This is a genomic window from Luteibacter sp. 621 (genome assembly GCF_050435445.1).
In the GTDB taxonomy this organism is placed as follows: domain Bacteria; phylum Pseudomonadota; class Gammaproteobacteria; order Xanthomonadales; family Rhodanobacteraceae; genus Luteibacter.
The window spans coordinates 22173-47937 of the sequence record NZ_JBNDKI010000022.1 but is presented as its reverse complement, the minus strand read 5'-3'; the positions used below and the strand labels follow the sequence as shown (position 1 = coordinate 47937).

Here is a 25765-nt window from a genome sequence, read left to right as displayed (position 1 = left end):
CGTGGCGGATTGGCCATAGCGAGCGTGCGATGGCATGCCGCTGCAAGTTGTGGTGGTTTGGTGCTACCGGGTGTCCCGCACCAACGTGTGCGACCCGGGGCCGCGAGGGTTTATCCTCTTGGCTCCCCACGAGGCCTGGCCATGAGTGATTCCAAACCGGTGCTTATCGAGACCACGGGCGCGGGCGGCTACCAGGTCGCCATCGCCGCGCAAGGTCCAACGTTCTTTGCCGATGAGCCCGCCGAACTGGGTGGCCTTGCAACCGGCCCTACGCCGTATGAACTGCTGAGCAGCGCGCTGGGTGCCTGTACGGCCATGACGATGCAGATGTATGCCCGGCGCAAGCAATGGCCCGTCGCTGGCGTCCAGATAGCGGTATCGCACAGCCGTGATGCCGCCGGTCGCGATCACTTCGATCGGCAGATCTACGTCGATGGTCCGCTCGATGAGACCCAAGTGGCCAAGCTGATGGATATCGCCGAGCGCTGCCCGGTGGGCAAGACGCTCGGCGGCGGTGCCGACATCACGTCGCGGCGCGTCACATCGCCACCGGGGCATGCCCACGAACCACCGCGGGATACGATGCATGAGCCCGCCATGGTCGAGGCGTGCGACGAGTTCGACAAGACCGGCTGAGTTACATGCGCATCAGGCTCACGTCGCCCACCAGGGCGTAGTTGTGCATCGGGCGTTGTGAGCCGTCGCTTGCCGTGTACAGGTCGGTGTCGCCGGCGGAGTCACGGATGTTGCTGCGTGGGCCTCCCGTGCGGCCGGCGATGGATGGCGGCTCCGCGGGGTCGCCCCAGCCGAGGCTGACCTTGGTGACGGTGGCAGGCAGCGGCGTCTTGAGCGTGAGCCTCAGCATGTCACCGGCGATCACCTCGACGGCGGCAATCAGGTTGTTATCGGCCGTGCTCACGGGCACCACGGCGTTGTTCGCATCGCGCAGGTCCAGGCCGTAGTTCCTCGTCGGTGCGACCCACGATGTATCCAGCGTAAGAACACCGTCAGGTACGTTGAACACGACGTAGATCGTGCGCGGCCCGGTGACCATGGCCATCACCATGTCGAGCGCCGGGTTACGCATGGGGAAGCCGGCCTGGCGGTCTTGCACGAGCTGGAAGATCGCGCGCGCGAAATAGCGGCCCTGCCAGCGATGGCTTTCATTGGTCAGGTGCAGCATGGGCTGCCCTACCGACGATTCATCGAAGTAGTCGAAGAGATACTGCGGGTTCACCATGCGCATCGTGGCGCTCGCCAGGCAGGCATCTCGTTGCGCCAACGCGATGAACGGATTGCAGAACGCCATGCTGCCGCTGCCGTAGCTGTTATGGCTGCATACCTGCGCCACCAGCCACAGCGGTCGCCAGGCCTGCTCAGGCACCAGCACCTGGCAGAGCTTCGTCCAGTGCGCCGCCTCCAGTGCCTTCAGTTTCGAGGCGTAGGTTTTCCGCGTTTCGCTGAGCCCGCTGGAATCCGCTTCACCCTGTTGCCAGGTCGTCGCGAGCCAGCCGATATTGCCGCCCGTGGCCGTCGCTTCCGCGCGCATCAAGCCGATCATGTTCTGCAAGCGCAGCTGGCTGTTCTTCCAGCCCTGGTAGCCACTGAGGTTATCGGCGGCAAGGAAGCTGGCGAAGTAACCGATCGGCCTGCCGCCTTCGCCGCTGGTGAAAGCGCTGTACTGGCTGAACTGTGCAGCGAAGGGGACGCCGGTCAGCGCGGTGGTGTATTCCACCAGGCCGTCGGCACACGCATTCGTTCCCACTTCGCCGCCCGTGCCGTGGCCGCCGTCGTATTCCACCAGTGGCGCAAGGCGGGTCATCGCCGTGGGATCGGTACCGGGGCGCACACCGCCATTGAAGGTGACGTTGGCATAGATCTCCTGCAACGTCAGTGCGGACCGGCCACCGGTGCCCACGGCGTTGGACTGGCCATGGAACATGATCAACTCACGGCGGGCGCGCGTGATGACATCGGTGGCTGGTGTATCCGCCGCCGCCGCATCGTCACTGAAAAGTGCAGACAGACCCGCCAGGCCAGTGGCGCTGGCAACACTCACGCCGCCGATGGCAGCCAGGCTCTGTCGCAAAAAGTCGCGGCGTGGCCGCGAGGGATCATCCTCTTTCATCGTGGCGCCTCACATGCGGGGAGGGGGATGGCGCTGTGAGTTCGATGGTAGAGGTTTGAAGCCGATGCGCGAGCGGCATTGCCGTCTTCGCGCATCGGTTCAATTTGGCGTGGGAAAGATGTTTCCCGCGCGTGAGCGCTGTATTACCAGGGCAGCGTCTTGCCAAGGTAGGTGAACGTGCCCGTCGGGCCGTTCGCATCGAGCAGTGCCATCTCGACGCTCGACTTCGCACCCGTCGGCACATCGATCTCGCCGTGACCGCCGTTCATTTCCGTCTTCACGTAACCCGGGTGGATCGCATTCACCTTCACGTTCGTATCGCGCAGTTCATAAGCGAGGTGGATGGTCCACGCGTTCACGGCACTCTTGGAGACGTTGTAGGCCGGGATCTTGAAATCGAAGATCGGCGACTTCGGATCCAGGTGCATGGCGAACGAACCCAGCTGGCTGGAGACGTTGACGATGCGGCCGGCCGGCGAGGCCTTGATCAGCGGCAGGAAGGCGTTGGTGACTTCAACGACGGCGAACAGGTTCGTATCGAAGGTATCGCGCCACACCTGCAGCGACTGCTGCGACGGCTTCTTGTCCAGCGCATCGAGCAGGATGCCGGCGTTGTTCACCAGGATATCGAGGCGGCCGTACTTGTCGGTGACATGCTTGACGGCGGCAACGATCGAGCCGGCATCCGTCACATCGAGCACGATCGGATCGACCGGCAGGCCCGCATCGCTGAGCTTCTTGGCGGCTTCCTTCGTGCGGGCCTCGTCGCGGCCGGCCAGCAGGGTACGCACGCCGGTCTCGGCAATCTGGCGGACGGTTTCGAAGCCAATACCACGGGTCGCGCCCGTGACCAGTGCAACCTTTTGCGAGTCATTCATTGCGGTACATCTCCAAGGGTGAGGCATTGGGGTTGGACATCCTTTTCGACCTATGGGCGGTGGGTGCGTGATGCAACCGCTGGATGTCTACCTCCGCGCGATTGGTGCGTTACCGGGGTGTTACCCAATGGTTTGCCTGCCGGAAATCTCGCCATGCCCCTGATTCGCCACCGCGCCATCCCGCTTTCCCTCGCGTTTGCTGTACTCGCAGCGGCGGGCTGTGCCAGTAATCGCTTGCTGCCGCTGACACCGATGCCGACGACCGCTGTGGACCTGACGGGCAATTGGCAGCTCGACCCAACTCGAAGCGAAGACCCTGCGGAGAAGCTGGCCCTGGAGCAAAGCGGCTCGGGGGGTGGACGTGGCGGTGGCCACGGGGGTGGGCACGGCGGCGGCCATGGGGGTGGCTTTGGTGGTGGGATGGGTGGCGGGGGTATGGGTGGCGGCGGCATGGGCGGTGGCGGGATGGGCCACGGTGGCATGGGCGGCGGTGGCGGTGGCGGTGGCGGTGGCGCCTCGTCCAGCTCCGGCAGCCGCGCGGGCGGCGGTGATGGCATCACCAAGCAGACACCCTGGCCCACGCATATCGTGATCGCCCAGGACACGACCACCCTGCATGTCGAAGGCGACGGCGTGCGCCGCGAGGTGCCGCTTTCGTCGAAGGGCACGAGCGACCCGCGCGATCCCATCACCGGCTGGTACGGCAGTGAGTTTGTCGTGGAATCCGGCAACCCGGATCGGATGCAGGTGACGCAGCGCTATTCGCTTTCGGCGGATGGGCGGCAACTGTCGATTCGTACTGACCTCGCGGCAAAGCGGATGAAGGAGCCGGTGACTGTGTGGCGGGTGTTCAATAGAGTCGCGCCAAGCGGGACGTAATGGCCCGGTGGTGGCGGCTTACGCCACGACCACCAGGACCTTCCCGCCGGCACGGCCACTCTCGACCAGATCGAGCGCCGCATTGCCATCAGCCAGCACGAAGCGCTGTTCCGAAAGCACCGGCCGCAGCTTGCCCGCATCCACCAGCATGGAAGCCTCAGCCATGATCTCGCCGTGGTGCTCGCGGCCTTTACCGGTGAGTAGCGGCATCAGGGTGAACACGCCGGAATAGGTCGCCGCGCGGAACGACAACGGCGCCAGCGCATGCGTGCCCCATCCGAGGCTGCTGACGACGTGTCCGCCGTAGCGGCGTGCGGCGACGAACGCGGCATCGAGCGTCGCACCGCCAAGGGTGTCGTAAACAATGTCGAAGCCTTCGCCAGCGGTGTGTGTTTCGACGACGGCATCGATCGGCGTGTCGCGATCGACCCACGTAGCGCCTAAGCTTTCGATGATGGCTTGCTGTGCCTTGCTGCCCGTAGCGAACACACGTGCACCACGCGCGGTAGCGAGCTGCACTGCCATGCTGCCGACACCACCTGCGCCGGCAATCACCAGCACGGTTTGACCTGCGTGTACGTTGGCGCGATCGACCAGACCTTCCCATGCCGTGATGAAGACGAGAGGCAGTGCGGCGGCCTCGGCCAGCGATAGTGTGTCCGGTGCGTGGGCCAGCAGGCGAGCATCCACGGCGGCGTACTGCGCCAGTGAACCCTGCACACCGCCGACGCCACCGGTCATGCCGTACACCGCATCACCTGGTTCAAAACCCTCGACACCCGGGCCGACGGATTCGACATGACCCGCCATATCGATACCCAGGATGGCCGGGGCCGGTTGGCGGGCATGGGCGCCCTGGCCGGCGCGGATCTTGCCATCCAGCGGGTTGAGGCCAGCGGCCGCGATGCGGACCAGCACCTGGCCGGGGCCGGCGACGGGCCGTTCCACGGTAGCGACGCGGAGGGGTTGGCCGGCGACTTCGAGACGCAGGGCGGTCATGGTGGCGTGGGTGGACATGGGCTTGCTCCGGAGCGACGGCGTCGCTGTTGTGGATAACTTAGGCCATGCGAACCCGCATGAGAACGCCCGTATTTGCACGACACCCATGCATAAATGCATGATCGGCTTATGGAATGGAGCGACCTGAAGATCTTCCTGGCCGTGGCACGCGGGGGCACCCTGGGTGCCGCCGCGCGGGACCTTGGCCAGACCCAGCCGACCATGGGCCGGCGGATCCGGGCGCTGGAGGAGGCGCTGGGCACCACGCTGTTCCAACGCACCAGCGAAGGCTTCGTGCTTACCGACGAAGGCGCCGCCGTGCTGGCCCATGCCGAACGCATGGAGGCCGAGGCGTTGGGGATCGCACGTGCGGCGAGCGGGCAAGCGGGTTCGCTCGATGGGGTGCTGCGTGTGTCGTCATCCGATTGGTTCGGTGCACATGTACTCACGCGTGCGGTCGCTGCACTCGGCGTGCGCCACCCGGCCGTGCTGGTCGAACTCATCACCGATGCACGACTGCTCAGCCTTGCCCGGCGCGAAGCCGACCTGGTATTCCGCATCACGCCATTCGATGAACCCGATATTGCACAGCGGCGCTTGATGACGATGCGTTACGCCGCGTACCGCGCGGTCGGCGCGACATTCGACGATCGTCTGGTCACGATGGATGTCGCGTTTGGCGGCATGCCGGATGTGGCGTGGCTACAGCAGCATTTGCCCGATGCGCGGATCGCCTTTCGCAGCAACAGCCGTGAAGCGCAGGGGCGTGCCTGTGCGCAAGGTGTCGGTATTGCCGTGCTTCCCTGCCCGCTTGGCGATGCCATTGCGGGGATCGAACGTATCGATCTTGGGGAAGCACCGCCTGAGCGCGATGTGTGGCTTGGGTATCACCGTGATCTTCGGCATTTGCCGCGGTTGCGGGCCTTCCTGGATGAAGTTCTGGCGATCGTGCGTGCTGATGACTAGAAGAAGTCGCGGCGCTGGGTAAGTGAATACCCGTTGCCGCACCCGACAAAGTTGTATCCATCGACATAGATGCGCGGGCGCAATTTTTTCATTTCGCCTCCGTACTCCAGAACCGAAAAAACCGGCTTGCGCCGGCTTTTTCATCCATCAACCAGGAGGTCTTGCCTCAGCAGATCAACGGGCTAGTTGTTACAGCGGACGTTAGCCCCGCCACAACCGGCCGTCAACATGTCGCTTACCGAACGGTTTGTCAGCCTTCCCTCGGCAAGATTCCGGAAGAAACAAGACTTGCCGGATTCACATCCGAGCGCTTCCTTCCGCCTACACACGATGTCCCAAGTTCCTACAGACATCATCACCAAACTTTTGCTACCGTCGCCTCGTTGCCTGCGCGCAGTTCACCCCCGCCGCGCAGGCAACCACCGCTGTACGCGGTGAAAGTCGCGAGCCAGAGGTGTTAGAGCACCGCCTGGCTCGCTAACCAAAACCAGCTCTAAGGAAGTTGATTATGGCTACCCCTGATCATACGGCACTCGCTCGCCCGCCGAATCCCCCCGGCGACACCTCACCGGCCAACGGGCCGCCTGCATAGGCCGCAGGCACGGTTGAAGAACCGCGGCGAGGCCTTCTTTTTGAGGCAATTCTTGATCGAATGAGGCAGGCAAGGCGCCTGGCGTTCCTCATCGTTGGCCTTCGCCCCGACTACTTCGTCAATCAAGCCACCCGGCGCCCGGTCACGGGCTACCGGTGAACCCGCGATCGTATGGTCCGTGGCATGGCAGGTCGTGACGACTGTCGTGCCACGTTAGATCGCGGTGTGGTGACACATGGGAGTGAGTGATGCGAGCCGTGAGCGAAAACCTGGGGTCTGGATCTGATGTTGGCGACGATGCCGGCAATGTTCAGACGACCCACGATCTTTTGAATGAAGCGACGATGTGGTTGCAATACTCGCGTGGCGTGACGGCCACGCTGGCCGATTTAATCCATGAAGCGGATGAGGTCGACTACAAGGGGCTTGGATTGTCCCTGGAAGCCATTGCGGCGATGACCTTGTTGGGCACGCAGCGATTGAGCGAGGCTCACGCACAGATTTGTTGGGACACCGGCCGCCGCTTGCCCTAGAGTGGGCGGTTCGTACCGCCATAAAGCACACGGCAAGGCATGGCCCACTCGGTTTTCCCGGACATCCCGGTGCCCCAACCCACGCGCCAGCATTTCCCCGCCCTGGACGGGCTGCGCGGCGTCGCCGCGCTTGCCGTCGTGGTGTTCCATTTCATGGAAATGGTCATCGGCAATTACAGCCAGCTACTCATCGGCCACGGCTGGCTGGCGGTGGATTTCTTCTTCTGCCTGTCCGGTTTCGTCATCGGTTACGCCTACGACGACCGCATCGGATCGATGGGGCTGCGGACGTTCGCCCGGGTGCGGCTTATCCGCCTGCATCCCATGGTGGTGTTTGGGTCGGTACTCGGACTTATCGCGCTGTACGCGGATCCCTTTCGCACCACGCCGCTAGGCTTGAGCCCCGGCCAGGTCAGCCTGATCTTCCTGGCGTCGGTGTTCCTGATTCCCTACCCAGCCATGCAGGAGCGCAGCTTCTGCCTCTTCAGCTTGAACTCGCCGGCGTGGTCGCTGTTCTGGGAATACATCGCGAATATCGCCTACGCCCTGTTTCTTTGCCGCCTGGGACGGCGCGGGCTGGTCGTGGCTACGGTGGTGGCGGCCGCCATCCTCTGCGCGGTCGGTTACACGCAGGGCAACCTGTGGGCAGGCTTCAACGGCCAGACGTTCTGGGTCGGCGCCGCACGAGTGAACTTCTCGTTCCTCGCCGGGTTGCTGGTTTATCGATCCGGGTTCCTGATCAAGACGCGGCTGGGATTCACCGCACCGGCCGTACTTCTTGCGCTCGCGCTGATGACGCCTTATGCCACCGGTGGGTGGATTCGCGAAGCTGCCGTGATCATGCTTGTCTTTCCCGCACTGGTGATGCTGGGGGCGGGCGTGACACTCAACGAGCGTTCGAAGCGTTTCTGCAAGTTTGCCGGTGATATCTCGTATCCGCTGTATACGACGCACTATGCGGTCATCTATGCGTTCGGCAATTACGTAGACACGAAGCACCCGGGAACGGCCGCGCTGACACTGGTAATCGTCGGTGGCGTGGTGGCTACCGTCGCCTTCGCTTACGTGGTGATGCGGTGCTATGACATGCCGTTGCGCAGCTATCTGAGCCGGGGAAAGCCCATGTCTGGTCGCGTACCGGGCGCGAACTAGTCACGTCTCCTTCTGTGCACCACCGTCGAGCCGCCCAAACTCCACTTCGCTTCTGCAATAAAAGAGATCGACATGCTCGGCGGCGATCGCGGCCATCAGCGCCTCGCATATCGCCTCGTCCGTCGTCACCGAGACGGTGATCGGCCGGTCGGCCATCTCGAAGAACCCTGCGGAGTGCATTTTTCCCGAGTGACCAAAACCCGCCGCGTCGACAGTCAGGGTGCCACCTGGTGCACCGAGCTTCCGCGCCGTATCGAGAATCCACTGGCCAACCGGATGACCGTGGACCTTTCGGTTTTCCTGCGTAAAGAAAAGTATGCGGTAGCCTTTCATGGTGTCTGGCCCTCGGTAGATGATCAGTCGGTGGCGATCGCCTTCAACGGCTCGCCATGGAACATCAGTACGCGTACCTTTTTAAGTTCATCGGCGTGTTCCTTCAGGAAGGTCTCGAGTTTTGCCCTCCGGTCGACCAGCTCCAGGCATTGGGGGTGGTGCATCGTGTGCGCCTCGGGGTGATGGTGGCTCAGGCGGTGGCCCTTGAGGTAGCCCGAATCGATATGGTGGAGGATGGCTTGTTCCACACCCGATTTACGAGCGACCGTCAGCAAATGATGCGCCAGCGCAGGGGCCGACAGGTGGTGCCAGAAGCGGGTGCGCTCGGCGCGGCTGGATGAGGGAAAATAGAGGCGCAAGGCCGCCAGATCGTGCATGTATCGCTCCTGTGTCACGGTTCGCGGGACTGGGATGGGGATTCGTTCGCTGGCCGGAGGCTCTTGCGGTACGCCTTCACCTCGGCCAGGCGCAGATCTTCAGGCAGGTGGCGCACGTGCTTGGCTCGTCCGAGGCGTTGCGCGTGGTAAATGCCGGCGTGGCCCGAGAACAGATAGCTCGCAACGCAGGCGATCGCGGCGAACGGGGCGATGGCTGGCCCGAATAGCTCGATGGCCATCACCGTACAAGCCAGTGGCACATTCGCCGCGCCAGCGAAGACGGCAACGAAACCGAGCCCGGCGATCATGCCGACAGGAAGGTGGAGCAGCGGTGCCAACGCGCTTCCAAGGGTCGCGCCGATGAAGAACAGCGGTGTCACCTCACCACCCTTGAAGCCGGACCCGAGGGAGGCCACGGTGTAGACGAACTTGCCCGCGAAATCCCAAGGCGCCAGCGGATGCTGGAACGCTTCAACAATCGTCGGGATACCCAGCCCGATGTATCGGTAGGTATGGAAGACGGCCACGGACAACGCGATGACTGCGCCGCCGATCAGCGGCCTGAAGGGCGCGTACGCGATCCAGCGCTTCATCCACGCCCCCACGTGATGCGCGGCTGTCGCGAAGAGCAGCCCCACCAGGCCGAAGATGATGCCGGCAACGATCACGCTCAAGGCTGTTTGCCAGGTCATGGCGGTGACGGTATCGACGACATACACGGTGTGGTGAACGCCCCAGGCGAGGCAAACGCGATCGGCCACGATCCCGGCGATAACGCAGGGAAAGAGCGCGTCATAGCGGAGCCGTCCGATGGCGAGTACCTCAAGGCCGAATAGCGCGCCCGCCAGCGGGGTGCCAAAGACGGCTGCGAAACCGGCACTCATGCCGACCATGAGCAACACCCGCCGGTCTTCGTGGCGTAGGCGGAAGACATGGGTGAGCTGGTCGGCGAGTGCCCCGCCCATCTGGACGGCCGTGCCCTCGCGGCCTACCGAAGCGCCGAACAGATGGGATACCACCGTACCGATGAAGACCAGCGGGACCATGCGCCGCGGAATCACCTTCCGGGGGTCATGGATCTCGTCGATGATCAGGTTATTACCCGCCTCAACCGGTTTACCCATCCGGTGATACGCCCAGCCGACGACGAAGCCGGCAAGCGGCAGCAGGCCGATCAACCAGGGCGATGCTTCGCGCGTGGCGGTGGCCCATTCCAGGGCGAGCAGGAAGAAAGCTGAGGCGGTGCCGGCCAGGGTGGCGGCGCAGCTGGCGATGATCAGCCACTTGCCCATGTAGGGCAGCAGCTCCCATTGCTCGAGTGAACGTAGGTGACGCATTAGGGTTCCAGAAGTGGTGGGACCACCTGGTTTCCCGACGCCATAAGCACGAATGCCTACGCCCCCGGGAATCCAGGATACGTAGGCATCATCAGCCCGAAGGCGGTTCTCGGAGGCATGCCATCTCCGTTGGGCTCAGTGTAATGCGGCATCAGCCCAAGGGCAAAGTCTCAACGGGTGGCCATCCTGACGAGGAAGAAGCCAAGGGCAAGGCAACCCAATGCCCCCAGGACATGAGCCGCCAGATGCGCGGCGACCGCGCCGAACTGACCCCGCTGCAGCAACAAGAAGCTCTCTGCGGAAAAGGTGGAAAACGTGGTCAGGCCGCCGACGTAGTTGAAGGCTTCGGCCACGCCAAACCGCAGTAGGGCACCCAGGGTTGAACCGATGGCCATGGAGAGCAGGGTCAGTGGCATGTCAGGTGGCTCGGTCAGGCGGAATGGAAAGCAGTACCCATTGCGCATAGCCCGACGCAGCACCGGGCAGGGCGAGCATGAAGCGACGTCCGAAACAGTTCGTAACCGTTCTGCCTTAAAGCCGTGAGTTCACTCATTAGCCTCTGATCGCTCAATGTCTTTCACCTCGATTGTTAGCCAAGTCCTCTGGATCGTGGGAAGCGTGGAGGAAATCTTACCAACAGCCAGGTGCGGAGAACGGAAGCAAGTAGTCCGCCGATACAGGCCATGGCTACGAGGGAAAAGCCCACGGACCCGGGCACGTTCCAATGTAGCGCGACTCTGGCCAGAACTAACAGGCCGCCCAATACCGCGCAAGCCAAAAGCCAACGAAGTACGGTGTTTAGCCGTCGCTGCCATAGCATGGCTCTGTGTCGGGTTGTCCGCTTTCGTTGATGAAAGATCATGTTCAACCTCTTCCTTTCCAGAACAGCTCCCCCCTGCGGCGAATGCACCCGCCGCGCCACGAACTTCGACGTATCAAACACCGTTTTCTGCGGGGGAAGACCGTTAGAATACAAAGACACCCTAAGGAGCGCCGCCGTGAGCCCGCGAGCAATCGACTCAGAGCACTATTTGCTATCGGTTAAGCTGCGTCGGGAGCAACTGCCATCCGCACGAACATATCCGTTCTCGCTCCCGCTGTTCCGGTCTTTGAACGAGATTTTTTTCCATCCGAAGGTTACATTTTTCGTCGGTGAGAATGGGAGCGGGAAGTCGACCCTGTTGGAAGCCATCGCGACCGGCTGGGGCTTTAATCCTGAAGGCGGAAGTAAGAATTTTCGTTTCCACACCCGAGAATCCCATTCATCCTTGCATCAACACCTGAGACTCGTAAAGACGGCCAGACGCCCTAAGGACGGGTATTTCTTTCGCGCAGAGAGCTTTTACAACGTAGCTACCGAGATAGAGGCCCTCGACCGAGAGCCGGGATCCTCCCGGCTTATCGATTCGTATGGCGGACGGTCGCTGCACGAGCAATCCCATGGCGAATCTTTTCTATCTCTCTTCAACAAGCGATTTCGCGGGAATGGCCTGTACATTCTTGATGAGCCTGAAGCAGCGCTTTCGCCGACCCGTCAGATGGAGATGATAAAGCGACTTCACGAACTCGTGAAGATGAACAGTCAGCTCATCATTGCCACTCACTCCCCGATACTTATGGCTTATCCAGACGCAGACATATGGCAGGTTAGTGACAACGACCTGGTCAAGACCAGTCTTCAGGAAACCGAGCATTACATAGTCGCTAATTCATTCCTGTCTAATCCAGAACACGCTATCAGGCAGCTCCTTTTCTGAAAGCGTGGCCTAGCCAGTCCTGGGTTCAGCGCCTGCGTCTTATCTGGCAGTCTTGGAAGTGACGAGCGCAGCGCGTCAACAGGGTGGTGAGTAGAAAGGCTCGCTTAGATCATCTCATTCGACGACGTAAAGCACGCTCCCGTCGGCACGGTACTCGATGAATCCAGGCAAGGATTTATCCATGTATTTGATTCCCTTTCTCAACAATTTTCCGTCATCGAACCAAGCTTCGTAGCTCCCCTCGTACTGTCCATTCACGACATGCGCCTGCAGCGTTAGGCGACCATCTTCACTCCATTCTCGGATGACGCCTTGAGCCAGCCCCTCGACGAATGTCGCCTCGCTAGAGAGAAGGCCATTCTTGTGCCAGATACGCGCAACGCCTTCCTTTTTTCCGTCTACGGTCGTCCACTCTCCCCTGAGACTGCCATCCTCATGGAAGCGACGATGAATTTGGGTGCTTCTAGGCGCCATTCTTTCCTCACATGTCTCTATACGACCATTCGTCCGGCGCCTCATCCGATAGTCCACGCAGGCAAAGGTTCCGGCGCGCTTCGGCGCGTTTAACACATGCGTCATACCATCGATCTGGGGCTTCGGCCGGCCCCATACCAATCCAGCGATCACACCGCTTCGCCTCTTTTTCGAACCGATCATAGCAACCCTCGTAGTCCGGTGGACGCGGTGGGCACAATGCGTCGCCCGGCTTTGGTACCGGAACCGCGGGACTCCATCCGGGAGGATGTCTCCTGATTGCGTCGGCGAGACGCCCCCAAAGCCCCCCCGACTCGCCCACGGCCCCAGCGTCAGCGGTGCCGGCGCCGGCGCCTGCGGTTGTTGCAGAGCCACTAGCTGCCCCGGCGCCTTGAGGAAGCATACCGGCCTCAGCGCATGCAGGAGCAGCAGCGGGCTGGAGACAGTTTGCAGTGGACTGCGTACCGAAAGGATCGATTCTATTTATCGGATCGCCGTCGACGTAAGAGTAAAGATTCAGCTGTCCAGAAGAGTACCCAATGGGATCTTTCGAGAGGAACCGCCCGATAGCTGGGGAGTAGTAGCGATTCCTGTAAAAGTAGATGCCGTTATCATCAAGCTCCCTGCCAGTGAACAGAAACCGGTTCGCAGGTTCTGTCCCTGATGGATCGATTGAGGGCACGCCGAAGGGGTCGTAGCTTATCGTTCGATTAACGGTACCAGCTGCGTCGGTCTCAGCGACCGTGCTACCTATACCATCAACAAATGTAAATCGCTCTCCGTCGCCCCCAAACCAGCCGATGCGTTCGTCGACCGAAGTACCTGGGAATACGCTGGACATGCCACCGGACGATCGAATCGCCATGATTGACTGGCCGTCATAGAGGTACGATCTCTGTTCACCGGAACTGTCGGTGACCGAAGCACGGCGTCCAGCCGCATCATATTTGTAGATTGTTGACGAACCTCCGGGACGGGTTATCGATTCCAAGCGACCCTTTGCGTCCCACGTAAATGAGTTGACGCTATCACTTATCATCCGACCGACCTTATCGTATGTGATCGCATGACCATTGTTAGATAGCAGGCGATTCAGCGAGTCATAGACACGATCACCGACGGTCGGCTCGGGTAGCAACTCGGCTTGGAAAGTACTATTTACGAGTATGCGCTTTGAACTCTCTCCGTACGCGTATCGAATTGACCCGATTTCTCGACCATCTGCATGGATGTAATCCAGCTTCAGCAGATTTCCTGCGGAGTCATAGTCATAGAACGCCTTCATTCCATTTGGGAACAGTAACCCACTCCTCAGACCGCTTCCGTCATAGGTAAACGTTGACGTTCGATCCCCGCGACTGACGGCTGTGACTTGCCCTACCTTGTCATAAGAATAGCTAATAGAATTTTCGCCGTTGAGCGAAACCGCGGTCTTCTGACCAATCTTGTCGTATCCGAATTCAACAAGATCGTTCCCCGTTTTCTCTGCAATAAGCTGGTCGAGAGCCCCGTAGGACCAGGACACAGTTAGTCCAGACGAATCGGACTGCGACAGCTTTCGCCCTGCTGCGTCGTAGCTGTTGATAGTTGTCGATCCGTCCGGGTGGCTGGTTTTAGCCAACCTGTCCATTTCGTCGTAATCGTAGTACGTCAAGTCACCGCCAGCATCGCTGTATAGGCTCGGCTTGCGATCCGCGTAGTACGTCCACGCTTCGACCGCCCCCATTTGATCAATGTGAGTGATCAAACGATTCATCACGTCGTACTCGAATCGGTCAACTGATCCGTTGGGAAGGCGCACCGAGGTAAGGTTGCCGTTAGCATCATAATCGTGTTCAGTGATGGTTCCGCTCCCGTCCATCTGCCTGATGATGCGGTCGTTAGCGTCGTATTCGCGCGTCTTCACGACGCCGTCCGGACTCACGATCGACGTCAGGCGCCCAGCGGCGTCCCACACGAAGCTTGTAGATAATCCGCGACCATTTGTGACCGACACTAGGTCGCCGCCACTGTATGCGAATCTTGTCGTTCGGCCCGCGGGGTCCACGATCTTCACGACGCGTCCAGCTGAATCGCATTCACGAGTTGTGCGTTGACCTAGCGCGTCGGTCGTGCCGATTAGACAGCCATTGAGGTAGCTATACTCCGTCACACCTCCGAGCGGATCGGTGGCAGAAATGAGTTCCGCCGTGCCGCGCCTATATTCATAGTGTTCAGACGCCGCTTCACTTGTCCCAGCCAGATACGTGATGTCGGTAACATTTCCAACCTCGTCGAAACGACGGGTTATGACGCGCCCGATTGAGTCAGTGATCGACGTTGCCTGGCCGGACGCGAGGAGCTCATATGTGCGCTTCTCAGGCTTATTGGTTCCGTAGCCATCGATGTCGAACTTTACAGACCCGCTGTTTGCGTCGAAAACATAGAGGTGCTTTCGCCCGGTGGGTAACGTAACCAATGTGGATGATTCGTTCTGTTCCGTGGTCGCGTATTCGAACGTCTCTTTTGTACCATCTGCAAATTCCTGCGCGGTTACCCGGCCGGAACCATCATACGTAGTTTCCAGCCAGACCGTGCCCATGCGATCGGTCAAGCGGGACATGCGGCCATCGGCCCCATATCCGTACACTTCCGTACTCCCGTCGGGATACGTTACGGAGTGCAGTCGTCCGGCGGAGTCATACGCATAGGCGGTCAGTCGACCGATGTTGTCCTCGAGTTGCTTGATGCGATTCTGGCTATCGTAGCTAAACGTTAGCGACCTGCCGTTTGGTGAGCTGATCGTCTCCAGCAGACCACCGTTGTACACAAAGCTCGTCTCATTCCCGAATTGATCCTTTGTCCATGCAAGCGCATTCGGCGTATGCCGGCCAAATGCATACTCGCTTCCGTCACGTGTTGTAAGTATCCAGTGAGCTCCCTCGCTCGTCGCGTCCATAAGGAATTGAAGCGTGGATCCATAGAGTCCCGAGTCACTCCCGCTGTGTGTCCACACTGTTCCGGCTAAGGGCCATGCCACCGACCCGCTCGTTAGGCGATAAGGGACGTCTTGACCGCATGGCATGACAAGGCTGATAGCTGCCATGCCGTTCGTGCTGTAAAGGTGCATTCCGAAATTGGTTGTTGAACCAACGCCGAAGCTGCGCGGCCGCGTATCGTCGGACCGGTATGACCTAGTAAGCGATAAATTAACGGTGTCCGCAAGATCGGCATCCTTCCATTCGTGCCAAAATGTGCCGGTGCGCAGATCTACTGGAAACTGCGTGGACGCGCCACCACAAGTCATGCCACCCGGAGGATCATCCGGATTCACGGAAGCACCGGCGCCCAGTGCCCAAACGAGAGCAGCACCGTGGTCTGGTATCACCTGGCTAGAGTCCTTGGACACATGCCCAGCCCCATACATTTCCCAACCCTTCCCAGCCGAGTAAACCCAAAAATCGGCCTTGTCCGCCGGCTTCTGCTTACCGTAGTTCGGATAGACGACCTGGATGCCCTTCGCCGCGTCCGGGGTCATGCCCTGTACCACCGCATCACCCGGCTGGATGGTGAAGTACATCGGGAAGTTGTCAGGCAGCGGGAACGGCGCGTGGTCGACCGGCGTGGGGACGATGGCGATCTCGTTGAGCACCTTGCCGTCGCGGTCCTTGAACACCGCGCCCGCCGGAATGCGCAGCTCCAGGCCAGGCATATCCGGATGGGTGAGCACGGTTTCGCGGGTGGTTGGCGACGGCAGCGGAATCTTGTCGCGCTCGAGCACGCGCGGCAGGTACATCACGAACGGCATGTGGTTGATCGTGGTGGCGGCGACATCGGCGCCCACGACGAAGCGGCCGTATTCGGTACCTGGTTTGCCGGCGGGCCGGCCATCGACGAACAGCTCTCGGCGGCCCGAAGGCAGGTTCTGCAACACAAACACGCCGCGGGCATCGGTCTGCACGGTCTGTCCATCGACGCTGATGGCGACGTTGGCCACCGGCGTCTCGTCGATGCGGCGAACCTGGCCTATCAGTGCCGTGCTGCCCTTGGCCAGGTTAGCCTCCAGCTGCCTGGTGTCAGGTAGCGACTGGCGGTCCTTGTACAGTCGCCAGTGGCCGCCGGATGCCGTGGCCACGTTGTCCTGGCCGGGATAGAAGGCGCCATCCTTCACCTCGCCCTTGTCGCGGCACAGGTGGAACGCATCGCCGGGCTTGCAGGGTTTGACGGTCCCTTCGCCCGCCATCACATAGACGGCAGGTTCGGTCGCCGCAGCCGCCCCCGCTCCAGGGCGCTTGCCTTCACCGGCCAGCACCACGCCGTTACGCGCGGCGCGGGTGGTGAAGCCGATCGCTTCATAGGGCACGGCCTTGCCGGCAGCTGTGTGCAGACCCTGCACGAAGATCGTGTAGCGCGCCGACGGATAGAGCTCGTCGGGCAACTGGATAAAGGCGAGGCGACCGTTCTCGGCGCCGACCACGCGGGTCTTCACCACGCCGTTGGGGCCGAGCAACGATACCGTTCCGTTGAGCTGCGCCACGTCGACCGGCTCGTCGAAGCGCAACGCAAGCGGGCCGATCGGTGATGCGCCGGCCGCGTCTTTCAGCGGGTACGACGCGGCGATGCCCGGCGTGGCAGAGTGACGGGCGTCAGGCGCGCCGTACTGCCACGCGTCATGCGCCGGCCGGCCGATGTCGTCGATGCCACCGGCGATCTTCAACGTGCCGTCGGCCAGCAACGTGGCGGAGCCACCGAGTCGTGCATGCGTATCGCCATCCGGCTTTAGATCCAGGTGGCGGTCGAGCGGCCGCCAGATAGCCACCTCATGCGAAGGCACATTGCCAGGCCCCCAGCCGCCGGTCATCGCCAGCGAACCATCCGAGAGCACGGTGAGTGTGTGCGCCGCACGAACCGGTAGACCAAGGCGGCCCGTGGTCACCAGCGCACCAGTCGTCGGCTCGAACCACTCCCCGGTTTCAACCAGGCGGCCGTCGCCATCCACGCCACCCCAGATCAACACCTGGCCCGTCGGCATCGTGGTGAGCGACGCAAAGTGGCGTGACGTGGTCAAGGGGAACGTCTTATCGCCAAGGGAGAGCGTGCCGCCGTGTAGCACCAGTGGGCGGCCATCAGCCAACGTGACCGTCGCCTCATCCGCGATCCGGTCCGTGGCGAACGGGCCCGCAATGGCCACGCGCGCTGTGATCGGGTGGTGGTACGCAATTGCCACCGCAAGCGCACTCAGCGTGAGGAGTACGCCCGTGCCTGCCAGCTTCCATTTATCCATGGCTTTCTCCTGACCTCCAGGGGTCGTGCGATTTTTTGGTGTTGCGTTATTGGGCGGGTTCACGGCGTGGTCCCTTGCGTCAGCGTGAGCGATCCCTGGCCGGCCGAAAGGTTGTCGCTATTCACGACCACCGTGTACGTGCCGTCCACGGGCAGGTTCGGCAGGTTCAAGGTGTCACTGCCGTAGGTGCCAAGGATTGCGTAGCGGTTATCCGGCGTAATGAGGCCGCCATCGGGGCGGTAGACGCGCACATAGGTCGTGCCGCCTGCGGGACTGGTCGTGGCGCCGGCGACGCGAATGCCTACCGAATCCTTGCGGTGCGCGGTGAAGGTAAAGCGCGTGTCCTCACCCAGCCGCCGTGTGATATCCACCGGAACATCCCTGGTCAGGGTCCCGCCATCGACATTCGGGAGGAACCGGGCGTCGAAGCCTGCGATATCGCGGCTATCCGCCGGGCTGGCGACCACGCGGTAGTGGCCTGCGGCCAGGTTCCAGTAATCGCGCGCGCAGTTGGATGTGGTGTAGCAAGTGTACGAGTCCACCTGCGCCCCTGCCGCATTAAGCAGCGCGACGCTCATATAGGCGATCATCGGATCCTGGGCGGTCCCGGCCAGGGTCAGCTCGAAATTCCCCGCGGTCGGCACGTCCACGTCCATGTAGATGTTCTGGCCAGGTGCATTCGCCCGCGCATGCACGGCTGATCCACCACTGATGTCGATACCCTGTACACCCGGCACCAGCGTCAGGCTGCCTGTCCCACCGATGTCGTAGTCGGAATTGACGATCACCGTGTATACGCCGCCAACCGGCAGATCCGGCAGGTTGATCAGGGTGTTGTCCCTTGTGCCGGTCTGCGCGTAATAGCCGTTGGTGGTGATCCGTCCGCCATCCGGCCGGTACACGCGAACCGATGTGTTGAAGCCTGCCGGCGTGGTGACGACGGAGGAGAGGCGCAGCGCGACGGTGCCGCCTGCGTTGGCGGTGAAGGTGTAGCGGTACAGGTCGCCGATCCCGTGCGCCATATCGGCGGGAACACCGGGCACTAGCGCCCCCTTCAGCGCGTTCGTTTTCAGCAGGCCGTCGAACGACAGGCGCTGGCCCGCATACGCTGGCTGCACCGTCACGTGATATATGCCAGCGGGCAATTCCCACAGGTCACGCGGGCAGGAAGGCCACGACGGGTAGCAGGTGTAACTATCGACCTGGACGCCGTTGGGGCTGTAGATCGTCACCGTGTAGTAGTTGTCGCCGCCATCACTCTGCGTCACACCGTAAAGCAACAGTTCCGCATTCGCGCCCGACCTGAGGTCGACGTCGAAATACAGGTTCTGCGCCGCGACACCCGCATCAAGGTGTGTTACGAGCCCGTCGGTGAGCGTATGCCCGGTCACGCCATCGGCGACGGTGAGCGTGCCCGTGCCAGCCACGAGGTAATCCGAGTTCACCAGCACCGTATAGGTACCCGTGGACGGCAACGACGGGAGGTTGAGCGTCTGCGAGTCGCGCCCGTTCATCGAGCTATACGTGCTGTTGCCGGTGATAAGGCCGCCGTCCGGGCGGTACACGCGCGCACCCGTGTTGTATGCCGCCGGCGTGGTCGTCGGGTTGTCGATACGGATGGCGACGGTTTCGCCGGTCGTGGCCTGGAACGTGTAGCGGAGCAGGTCGCCGAACTGGTGCGTGATGTCCGCAGGCGTGTTCCGGGTTAGCGCGCCCTTGATCGGGTTGGCCCTGATCAATGCGTCGAAGCTCATCGTGGATGACGGGTAGGCCGGCTGAACGACCACGTGATACCGGCCCGGCGCCATGTTCCACAGATCGCGCGTGCAGCCAGGGTACGACGGGTAGCAATTGAACGCGTCGACCTGGGCGCCCGCGGGTGAGAACAGGGACACGGTGTAGTAGCTGTCCCCGCCATCGCCCGACGAAACGCCGGACAGCGCCAGTTCGTAGGCACCGCCGGAACCGATATCCATGTCGAAGTAGATATTTTGGCCGGGAGCCTTCGCGCCGCCATGCAGCGACGCCGCCTCCGTCAACGTTGAACCGGACGCGGCACCGACAAGGGTCAGCTGGCCGCTGCCGGCGATGAGGTAGTCACTGTTGACAAGCACGGTGTAGGTGCCTGTCGCCGGGAGGTTGGTCAGGTTGAGCGTGTTCACGCTCGTGGTCGACATGGATGAGTACGGGCTTCCCGGCAGGATCAGGCCACCGTCGGGCCGGTACACGCGGATCGAGCTATTGCGGCCACCTGGGGTCGTCGCGATGCCGGACAGGGTCAGGCCGATGGTTTCACCCTGGCTGGCATCGAAGGTGTAGCGCAGGATGTCGCCACCCACATGGGTGATGTCCGACGGAGTGCCCCGCACCAGCTTGCCCTTCTCCTTGTTGCGGATGAACGTGGCATCGAAGGTGGGCTTTGACGTGCCGTACTGCGGGATGACCGCCACGCGATAGGTGCCCGGGGCCAGGTTCCACATATCCCGCGAACACGAGGGATCCGATGGGTAGCAATTGAAACTGTCGATGGTGGCACCGGCCGCGTTATAGATCGCGAGCGCGACGTAGTTGTTGCCGTCCTGCAGATTCAGGTTGCTCAGGAATAGTTCGAAGTTACCGCCATTGCCGGCATCGATATCGAACCATGCGTTCTCGCCCGGTGCGTTCGCTTCGATGTGGGTGGTTTGTTCGGGCGCGATGACTGAACCAGTGGTTCCCGGAGCCAGCAGCAGCTTCGCATTGAATGAGAGCAGCCAGTCGGCGTGGACAAGCACCGTGTATCGCCCGGTGACAGGCGCGCTGTTGATGTTGATGGTCGTACGGGTATTCGTGACGACACTGCTCCACGGGAAGCCGGGCTGGATCAGCCCGCCATCCGGGCGATACACACGAATCCCAAGGTTCTGGCCTGGCGCGGTGACCACAATATCGGAGAGATACAACGCGAGCGTTTCGCCCTGTACTGCATCGAAGGTGTAGCGGACCACATCGCCTACATCCGCCGTGACGGCCTTCGTCACCCCGCGCTCGAGCGCGCCGCCGTTCGGGTTGCTGTGCACCACCGCGTCGAAGGACATGCCCGACCCGGTGTTCGTCGCTAGCGTGATCGAGTAGGTGCCCGGATGAGTATTCCAGACATCGACCGTGCATACGGCCGTCGTTGTGTAGCACTGTGAGCTTCCGACATAAGCCCCGGAAGGGTCGTAGACGTTCGCGAAATAGTAGCTATCCGTCCCTGCGGCGCCCGTGATGGCCACGTCCAGGTTCTGCCCACCGGTTGAATTGAACACCATGGAAACCGGCGGATCGGGCAGGGTCCAGCCGAAGTGCTTCGGCGCCGCATCCACCGTCAGGTTCACGGGCTTCGGGGCAGGTGTATCGGCGGCGCGAACAAAGGCCTCCGTGAGCGTGAGCGAAGCCGGCAGGCCGTAATCCGGCACGACCAGGACGGTATACGTGCCCGTGACGGGCAGGTTAGCCAGCGTGAACAGTCGATTGCCGTTGGAGGCGTCGTTGAAGATCGCCGACGTCGAGGTGGTGATGCCGGTGTTCGGTGCGTAGACCATCAACCGCACATTGCCGCCCGCAGGTCCGGTCAGCACATCCTTCATGAGGAGCGTGCGCGTATCGCCGGCGGTGGCATCGAACGTCACGCGCTCGGTCTGGCCGGCGCCGAGATTGATATCCAGGTCATCGCCATCGGAAAGGTGCGCACCCTTCTTCTGCGAGGTCAGCCTGGCGTCGAACTGCGTCGCCTGGCCGTTGTTCATGACGACGTTAACCTGGTAGTCGCCTTCGGGGAGGTACCACAGGTGAAGGACACAGCCCGGATCGCCGTAGTAGCAACTGGTTCCCCCTACCTGCTGGCCCAACGCATTGGAGACATAGATGTTGTAGTTGCCGTAGAGGGCGCCCACCGCGCTCGCGTTCGTGAACGAGAGCTCAAGGTCGTCCAGCGCGCGCGCATGGAACTTCAGGTAGGTCGTCTGGCCGGGGCCGGGCACGTGCAGCGTCTGCGAAGGGGCGTCGGCCACCAGCGTGGCTGTCGCACCGTGCAAGAGGTCAAGCCGAACATGCGCGGCCACGCCCGACGACGGGATGACCAGCAGCGTGTAGTCACCGGTGGCCGGAAGGTTGGGTAGATCCGCCACCTGGTTGCCCGAGCGCGTGAAGTCCAGGTACGCGGGCGTGCTCGTCGTAATGACGCCGGCATCCGGCCGATAGAGCAGGAACCGGACATTCTGGCCCGCCGGCGTCGTGACGATGCCGGTTTCCTGCAGGGCGATCGTATCGCCTGCATTGGCATGGACCGTCAGCCGTTCCACCTGGCCGGTACCCAGGTCGAAGGAGGCGGGCGTATCGAAAGCGAGCACCCGGCCGGTCCGGTGTGGCACCACGGCCGCATTGAAGCGCAGTGTTCCACCCCACAAGAGCGATACCGTCACGCGGTAGGTCCCGCCGGAAAGGGCCCAAAGGTGGAACGTGCATCCTGGATCCGACGAATAGCAGGTGTTGTACGTGATGTCCCGGCCGGCATCGTCGCGGATATCGACGCTATAGGCGGGGTAACTGGCACCGGACTGCACGACGTTCGAGAACGCCAGTTCGAGATTGTCTCCGCGGTTGGCCGTGAATGAGAAGTAGGTGGTTTGGGTCGATGCGTTCGTTTCGAACGTGTGCGTGGCACCGTCGCCCAGCAACGCACCTGTCGCGCCACCCACGAGCGTGAGCGTGACATCCGCCGGTACGCTGTAATCCGGCAGCACGACAAGCGTGTAATCGCCGCTCACCGGCAGGTTCGGCAGGTCGAGCAACTGGTCGCCCGATCGGGAGAACTCCGTGTATGGCACGGTGGTCGCGACAAGCGTGCCTGCATCCGGGCGGTACAGAAGGAACCGCACGTTGCGGCCGACCGGGTCGGTCTTGATGCCCGATTCGACCAGCGCCAGCGTGTCCCCCGCATTGGCGTGGAACGTCACGCGGCCAGCCTCACCACGGCCCAGCGATACGGCTACGGATGCGTCACTGGTCAGTGTCGGGAGGATTTTGTGCGGTCGCGCCGCCGCGTCGAAGGACAGCGTACCGCCCCAGTTCGCGCTGACCGTGGCGCGATAGCTGCCGGCCGGCAGGTTCCACAGGTGGAACACGCAACCAGGATCGTTGACGTAGCACCCGGTGCCACCCATGTAGCGGCCGGCGGCATCACGGATATCAACCACATACGCTGGGTAGCTCGCCCCCGTCTGTACCGTGTTCCAGAACGTAAGCTCCAGGCTCTCACCTTGGTAGGCCGTGAAGTCGACGTAGGTCGACTGTTGCGAACCGCGTGTCTGGAAGTGACTCGACTGGCCATCAGCGGGCAGGCTTCCCACTTCGCCACTGATCAGTTGCACCGTGGTATCGATGCCGACAGCGTTATCGGATACGACGGCAATGGTGTAGTCGCCGGTCACCGGCAGGTACGGCAAATCGAGCAGGCGCGGGCCGTTCGCCCCGAACTCGGTGTAGCTCGGTGTGACGCTGCCGATCGCGCCGGCATCCGGGCGGTACACGATATACCGGGCGTTCTGTCCCTGGGGCGTGGTGGCAACACTGTTGACCGCGAACGCGAAGGTATCGCCCGCGTTTGCATGGAACGTGATGTGTTCGGCGACACCCCTGTCCAGAACGACATGGGCAGGGGTATCGACCTGGAGCTTGCGCCCGGTGATGACATCATGCACACCGGCCGTTACATGCAACGTACCGCCCCAGTTCATGGTTATCGTCGCGCGGTAATGGCCCGCGGGGAGGTACCAGAGGTGGAACTGGCAGCCGGGGTCGCTCGTGTAGCAGGTGCGACTTTGCACATTGCGGCCGGCCGCATCGCGAATGTCGACCGTATATGCCTGGTAGCTTGCACCTGCCAGCGCGGCATCGATGAAGGCAAGATCGACACGCTCACCGGCCGTGGCGTCGAAATCCACATACATGGATTGACCGGGCACATGGGTATCAAGGACGACGGGTGCCGCGTTGGTCACCAGCGTGGTCGTGGTACCGGTGAGCAGGCTGACCTGCGCGGCCGCCGGTACGCCGTAGTCAGGGAGGATGAGGATCGTATAGCGGCCGGAGACCGGGAGGTTCGGCAGGTCCGCGACCCGCGAACCGTTCGTCGAGAAATCCAGGTAGGCGGGCGTTTGCGTGGTGATGCCGCCAGCATCCGGGCGGTAGACGAGGTAACGGACGTTCTGGCCTTGCGGCGTGGTTCGCGTATTGCTGACGGACAGCGCCAGCGTCTCACCCGCCTGCGCATCGAACGTGACCCGCTCTGCCTGGCCAAGGGCAAGGTCGATACCCGCTGTCGAATCGTGCGCGAGCGTACGCCCGGTAAGGTGCTTCTGCAGGGTTGCATCAAGGTGCAGGGTGCCGCCGAAATACGGGGTCACGACGGCCTGGTAATCGCCCTCGGCCAGGTACCACAGGTGCAGGTTGCAGTTGCCACCCGGGTGGCTGACATAGCAGCCGGTGTAACCCACCTGGGCTCCTGCTGCCGAGTACACATGGATGTCGTAGTAAGTCTCGGTCGTATCGGTGAGGGTGGCATTCGAAACCACCAGCTCCACGTCGTCGAACGGGTTGGCAGGGAAGTTCATGTACACGTTCTGGCCCGGCGACTTCGCCTCCAGGGAGACGGGGTCGGCGCCCGGCACGAGTACACCGGTCGTTCCCTTGAGCACGGATACGTGCATGACGCCCTTGACGCCAACACCTGGCGCAACGACAAGCTGCCAGGTGCCGGCGAACGGCAGGTTGGCCAGGTTGATTGAGCCGATGCCGGAGGTGACCCCACTCGTGTAGAGCCCGCCTGATGGCGTGTAGACCGAATAGGTGACGGCCGCGTTCGCGGGCTCGGTCGCCGCGCCAGCGATCTTCACCACGAGGGTGTCCTTCACCTGCGCGTTGAAGGTCGCACGCACGCTCTGCGAAGGCGTCTGCGTTACCAGAGTGAGCTCTTCATCACCGAACGCGGCGTTCGAATTCGCTGCCAGGTCGAAGGAGAACGAGCCACCATCGTTCGTGCGGAACATGACCATGTACGTGCCGTCGCCCTGCAATCGCCCCAGGTGTATCGAGGGGCTGTTGGCCGACACGACGCCCTGGAGCACAGCGACATTACCCGGCGCGTACACCGTGTAACCGATGCTCCCGGAACTGCCCGAGATGTTCGAAAGCTGAAGACTTATCCACGAGTGGCCTTCGCTGTCGAACATCACCGCGCCGTAGACATTACCGTCGGGCAGGTTGATGTGGGCCGGGCTGGTATCCAGCGTGGCGACGCCGCGCGATGTCACCTTGGCGAGGTCAATCCCGGGTGGGACAACGAGCACACCCTGGACACTTTCGGCCGTGCCGTAAGGCGTCTGTACACTCATACGACCGCTGCTGGCCGATGGCGGCAGGATGGCGTCCAGGTGCTGGTTGGTGGCACCCCTGGCGATATCGAGTGAACGGCCGCCGATGCGAAGCGATGTCTTGCCGGGAATGGGATACAGGTGCAGGCCGTCGAGGCCAAGCGAGGTGCCTGCCACCGCAATATCCGGTGCCACCGCGGCAATGACCGGGGGCAACCCCGTCTCATCGATCGCGAACGTGCCGTCGCTGGTGGTAGTTCGGGCGCCCACCGTAACGGTGACCGGTCCGGTCGTGGCGCCATAAGGAACGACGACCTTCAGTTCGCTTGCCGTGGCCGACGATACCGTCGCCGCTACGCCGTTGAACTGCACCGAGTCATTGGCCGCCACACTACTGAAGCCCTGGCCGCGGATGGCTACGGGCGTATCCACCGTGCCGTGCATGGGCGTCATGGCGAAGATGCGCAGCTCCGAGGCCTGCACGCGTTCCACGCGCAGAATATTGCCCATGGCATCGTAGACGTAGCGCGCACTTTCACCGCTGTCATCGGTGACGGCGACGAGGCGACCGTTGGAGTCGTAGACGTATTGGGTTGCCGCGGCCGGCATGGCCGCAAGTAACGCAAGCATCAACATGACCAGCCAGGACGCGATCGTCGAGCGTGCAGGACGTGCCCGTGTGCGCTGCGTTTCCATGCATGTT

16 protein-coding genes and 1 riboswitch are annotated in these 25765 nt (G+C 62.1%); of the genes, 6 read left to right on the top strand and 10 right to left on the bottom strand.

The window, feature by feature from the left end; all coding sequences use genetic code 11:
• The first annotated feature begins 141 nt into the window (after positions 1-141).
• Complete coding sequence (locus ABIE56_RS19175; RefSeq protein ID WP_429245406.1) at positions 142-636, top strand: OsmC family protein; 495 nt, start codon at positions 142-144, stop codon at positions 634-636.
• A 1-nt stretch (position 637) separates the two neighbouring features.
• On the opposite strand, the gene ABIE56_RS19170 is transcribed toward ABIE56_RS19175, so the two are convergent.
• Positions 638-2128: a hypothetical protein gene (locus ABIE56_RS19170; RefSeq protein ID WP_429245405.1), complete on the bottom strand. Its 1491-nt coding sequence runs from the start codon at positions 2126-2128 to the stop codon at positions 638-640.
• 143 nt (positions 2129-2271) lie between these two features.
• Positions 2272-3006, bottom strand: coding sequence for an SDR family oxidoreductase (locus ABIE56_RS19165; protein ID WP_429245404.1), 735 nt, complete (start codon positions 3004-3006; stop codon positions 2272-2274).
• 153 nt (positions 3007-3159) lie between these two features.
• On the opposite strand from ABIE56_RS19165, the gene ABIE56_RS19160 reads away from it, so the two are divergent.
• Complete coding sequence (locus ABIE56_RS19160) at positions 3160-3885, top strand: hypothetical protein (protein WP_429245403.1); 726 nt, start codon at positions 3160-3162, stop codon at positions 3883-3885.
• Between the two features lie 18 nt (positions 3886-3903).
• Here ABIE56_RS19160 and ABIE56_RS19155 read toward each other — a convergent pair whose 3' ends face one another.
• On the bottom strand, positions 3904-4902 hold the full coding sequence (locus ABIE56_RS19155) for a zinc-dependent alcohol dehydrogenase family protein (RefSeq protein ID WP_429245402.1): 999 nt from the start codon (positions 4900-4902) through the stop codon (positions 3904-3906).
• A gap of 96 nt (positions 4903-4998) precedes the next feature.
• On the opposite strand from ABIE56_RS19155, the gene ABIE56_RS19150 reads away from it, so the two are divergent.
• The 3 genes from ABIE56_RS19150 (at position 4999) to ABIE56_RS19140 (ending at position 8127) form a co-directional block, all read left to right on the top strand.
• Positions 4999-5850 (top strand): LysR family transcriptional regulator, encoded by an 852-nt coding sequence (locus tag ABIE56_RS19150; protein ID WP_429245401.1) that lies wholly within the window; start codon positions 4999-5001, stop codon positions 5848-5850.
• An 849-nt stretch (positions 5851-6699) separates the two neighbouring features.
• Positions 6700-6975, top strand: coding sequence for a hypothetical protein (locus ABIE56_RS19145; protein ID WP_429245400.1), 276 nt, complete (start codon positions 6700-6702; stop codon positions 6973-6975).
• A 39-nt stretch (positions 6976-7014) separates the two neighbouring features.
• Complete coding sequence (locus tag ABIE56_RS19140) at positions 7015-8127, top strand: acyltransferase family protein (RefSeq protein ID WP_429245399.1); 1113 nt, start codon at positions 7015-7017, stop codon at positions 8125-8127.
• Here the strand turns inward: ABIE56_RS19140 and ABIE56_RS19135 are convergent, their stop codons facing one another.
• The 4 genes from ABIE56_RS19135 to ABIE56_RS19120 form a co-directional block, all read right to left on the bottom strand.
• Positions 8128-8460 (bottom strand): DUF190 domain-containing protein, encoded by a 333-nt coding sequence (locus ABIE56_RS19135; RefSeq protein ID WP_429245398.1) that lies wholly within the window; start codon positions 8458-8460, stop codon positions 8128-8130.
• Between the two features lie 23 nt (positions 8461-8483).
• The gene (locus ABIE56_RS19130; protein WP_429245397.1) at positions 8484-8837 is read right to left on the bottom strand and encodes a DUF190 domain-containing protein; all 354 of its coding nucleotides are present in this window, start codon (positions 8835-8837) and stop codon (positions 8484-8486) included.
• Between the two features lie 14 nt (positions 8838-8851).
• The gene (locus ABIE56_RS19125) at positions 8852-10174 is read right to left on the bottom strand and encodes a voltage-gated chloride channel family protein (RefSeq protein ID WP_429245396.1); all 1323 of its coding nucleotides are present in this window, start codon (positions 10172-10174) and stop codon (positions 8852-8854) included.
• 75 nt (positions 10175-10249) lie between these two features.
• A riboswitch (Fluoride riboswitch) is annotated at positions 10250-10311 on the bottom strand.
• Between the two features lie 33 nt (positions 10312-10344).
• Positions 10345-10590: a CrcB family protein gene (locus ABIE56_RS19120; RefSeq protein WP_429245395.1), complete on the bottom strand. Its 246-nt coding sequence runs from the start codon at positions 10588-10590 to the stop codon at positions 10345-10347.
• Between the two features lie 444 nt (positions 10591-11034).
• Between ABIE56_RS19120 and ABIE56_RS19115 the strand changes: the two genes are divergently transcribed.
• On the top strand, positions 11035-11931 hold the full coding sequence (locus tag ABIE56_RS19115) for an AAA family ATPase (RefSeq protein ID WP_429245394.1): 897 nt from the start codon (positions 11035-11037) through the stop codon (positions 11929-11931).
• A gap of 114 nt (positions 11932-12045) precedes the next feature.
• On the opposite strand, the gene ABIE56_RS19110 is transcribed toward ABIE56_RS19115, so the two are convergent.
• The 3 genes from ABIE56_RS19110 to ABIE56_RS19100 are packed head-to-tail and all read right to left on the bottom strand — an operon-like array spanning position 12046 to position 25758.
• Entirely contained in the window at positions 12046-12405 is a 360-nt protein-coding gene (locus ABIE56_RS19110; protein ID WP_429245393.1) for a toxin-antitoxin system YwqK family antitoxin, read from the bottom strand.
• Between the two features lie 7 nt (positions 12406-12412).
• Complete coding sequence (locus ABIE56_RS19105) at positions 12413-17668, bottom strand: RHS repeat domain-containing protein (RefSeq protein ID WP_429245392.1); 5256 nt, start codon at positions 17666-17668, stop codon at positions 12413-12415.
• Between the two features lie 59 nt (positions 17669-17727).
• On the bottom strand, positions 17728-25758 hold the full coding sequence (locus tag ABIE56_RS19100; protein WP_429245391.1) for an IPT/TIG domain-containing protein: 8031 nt from the start codon (positions 25756-25758) through the stop codon (positions 17728-17730).
• Positions 25759-25765 lie beyond the last annotated feature (7 nt).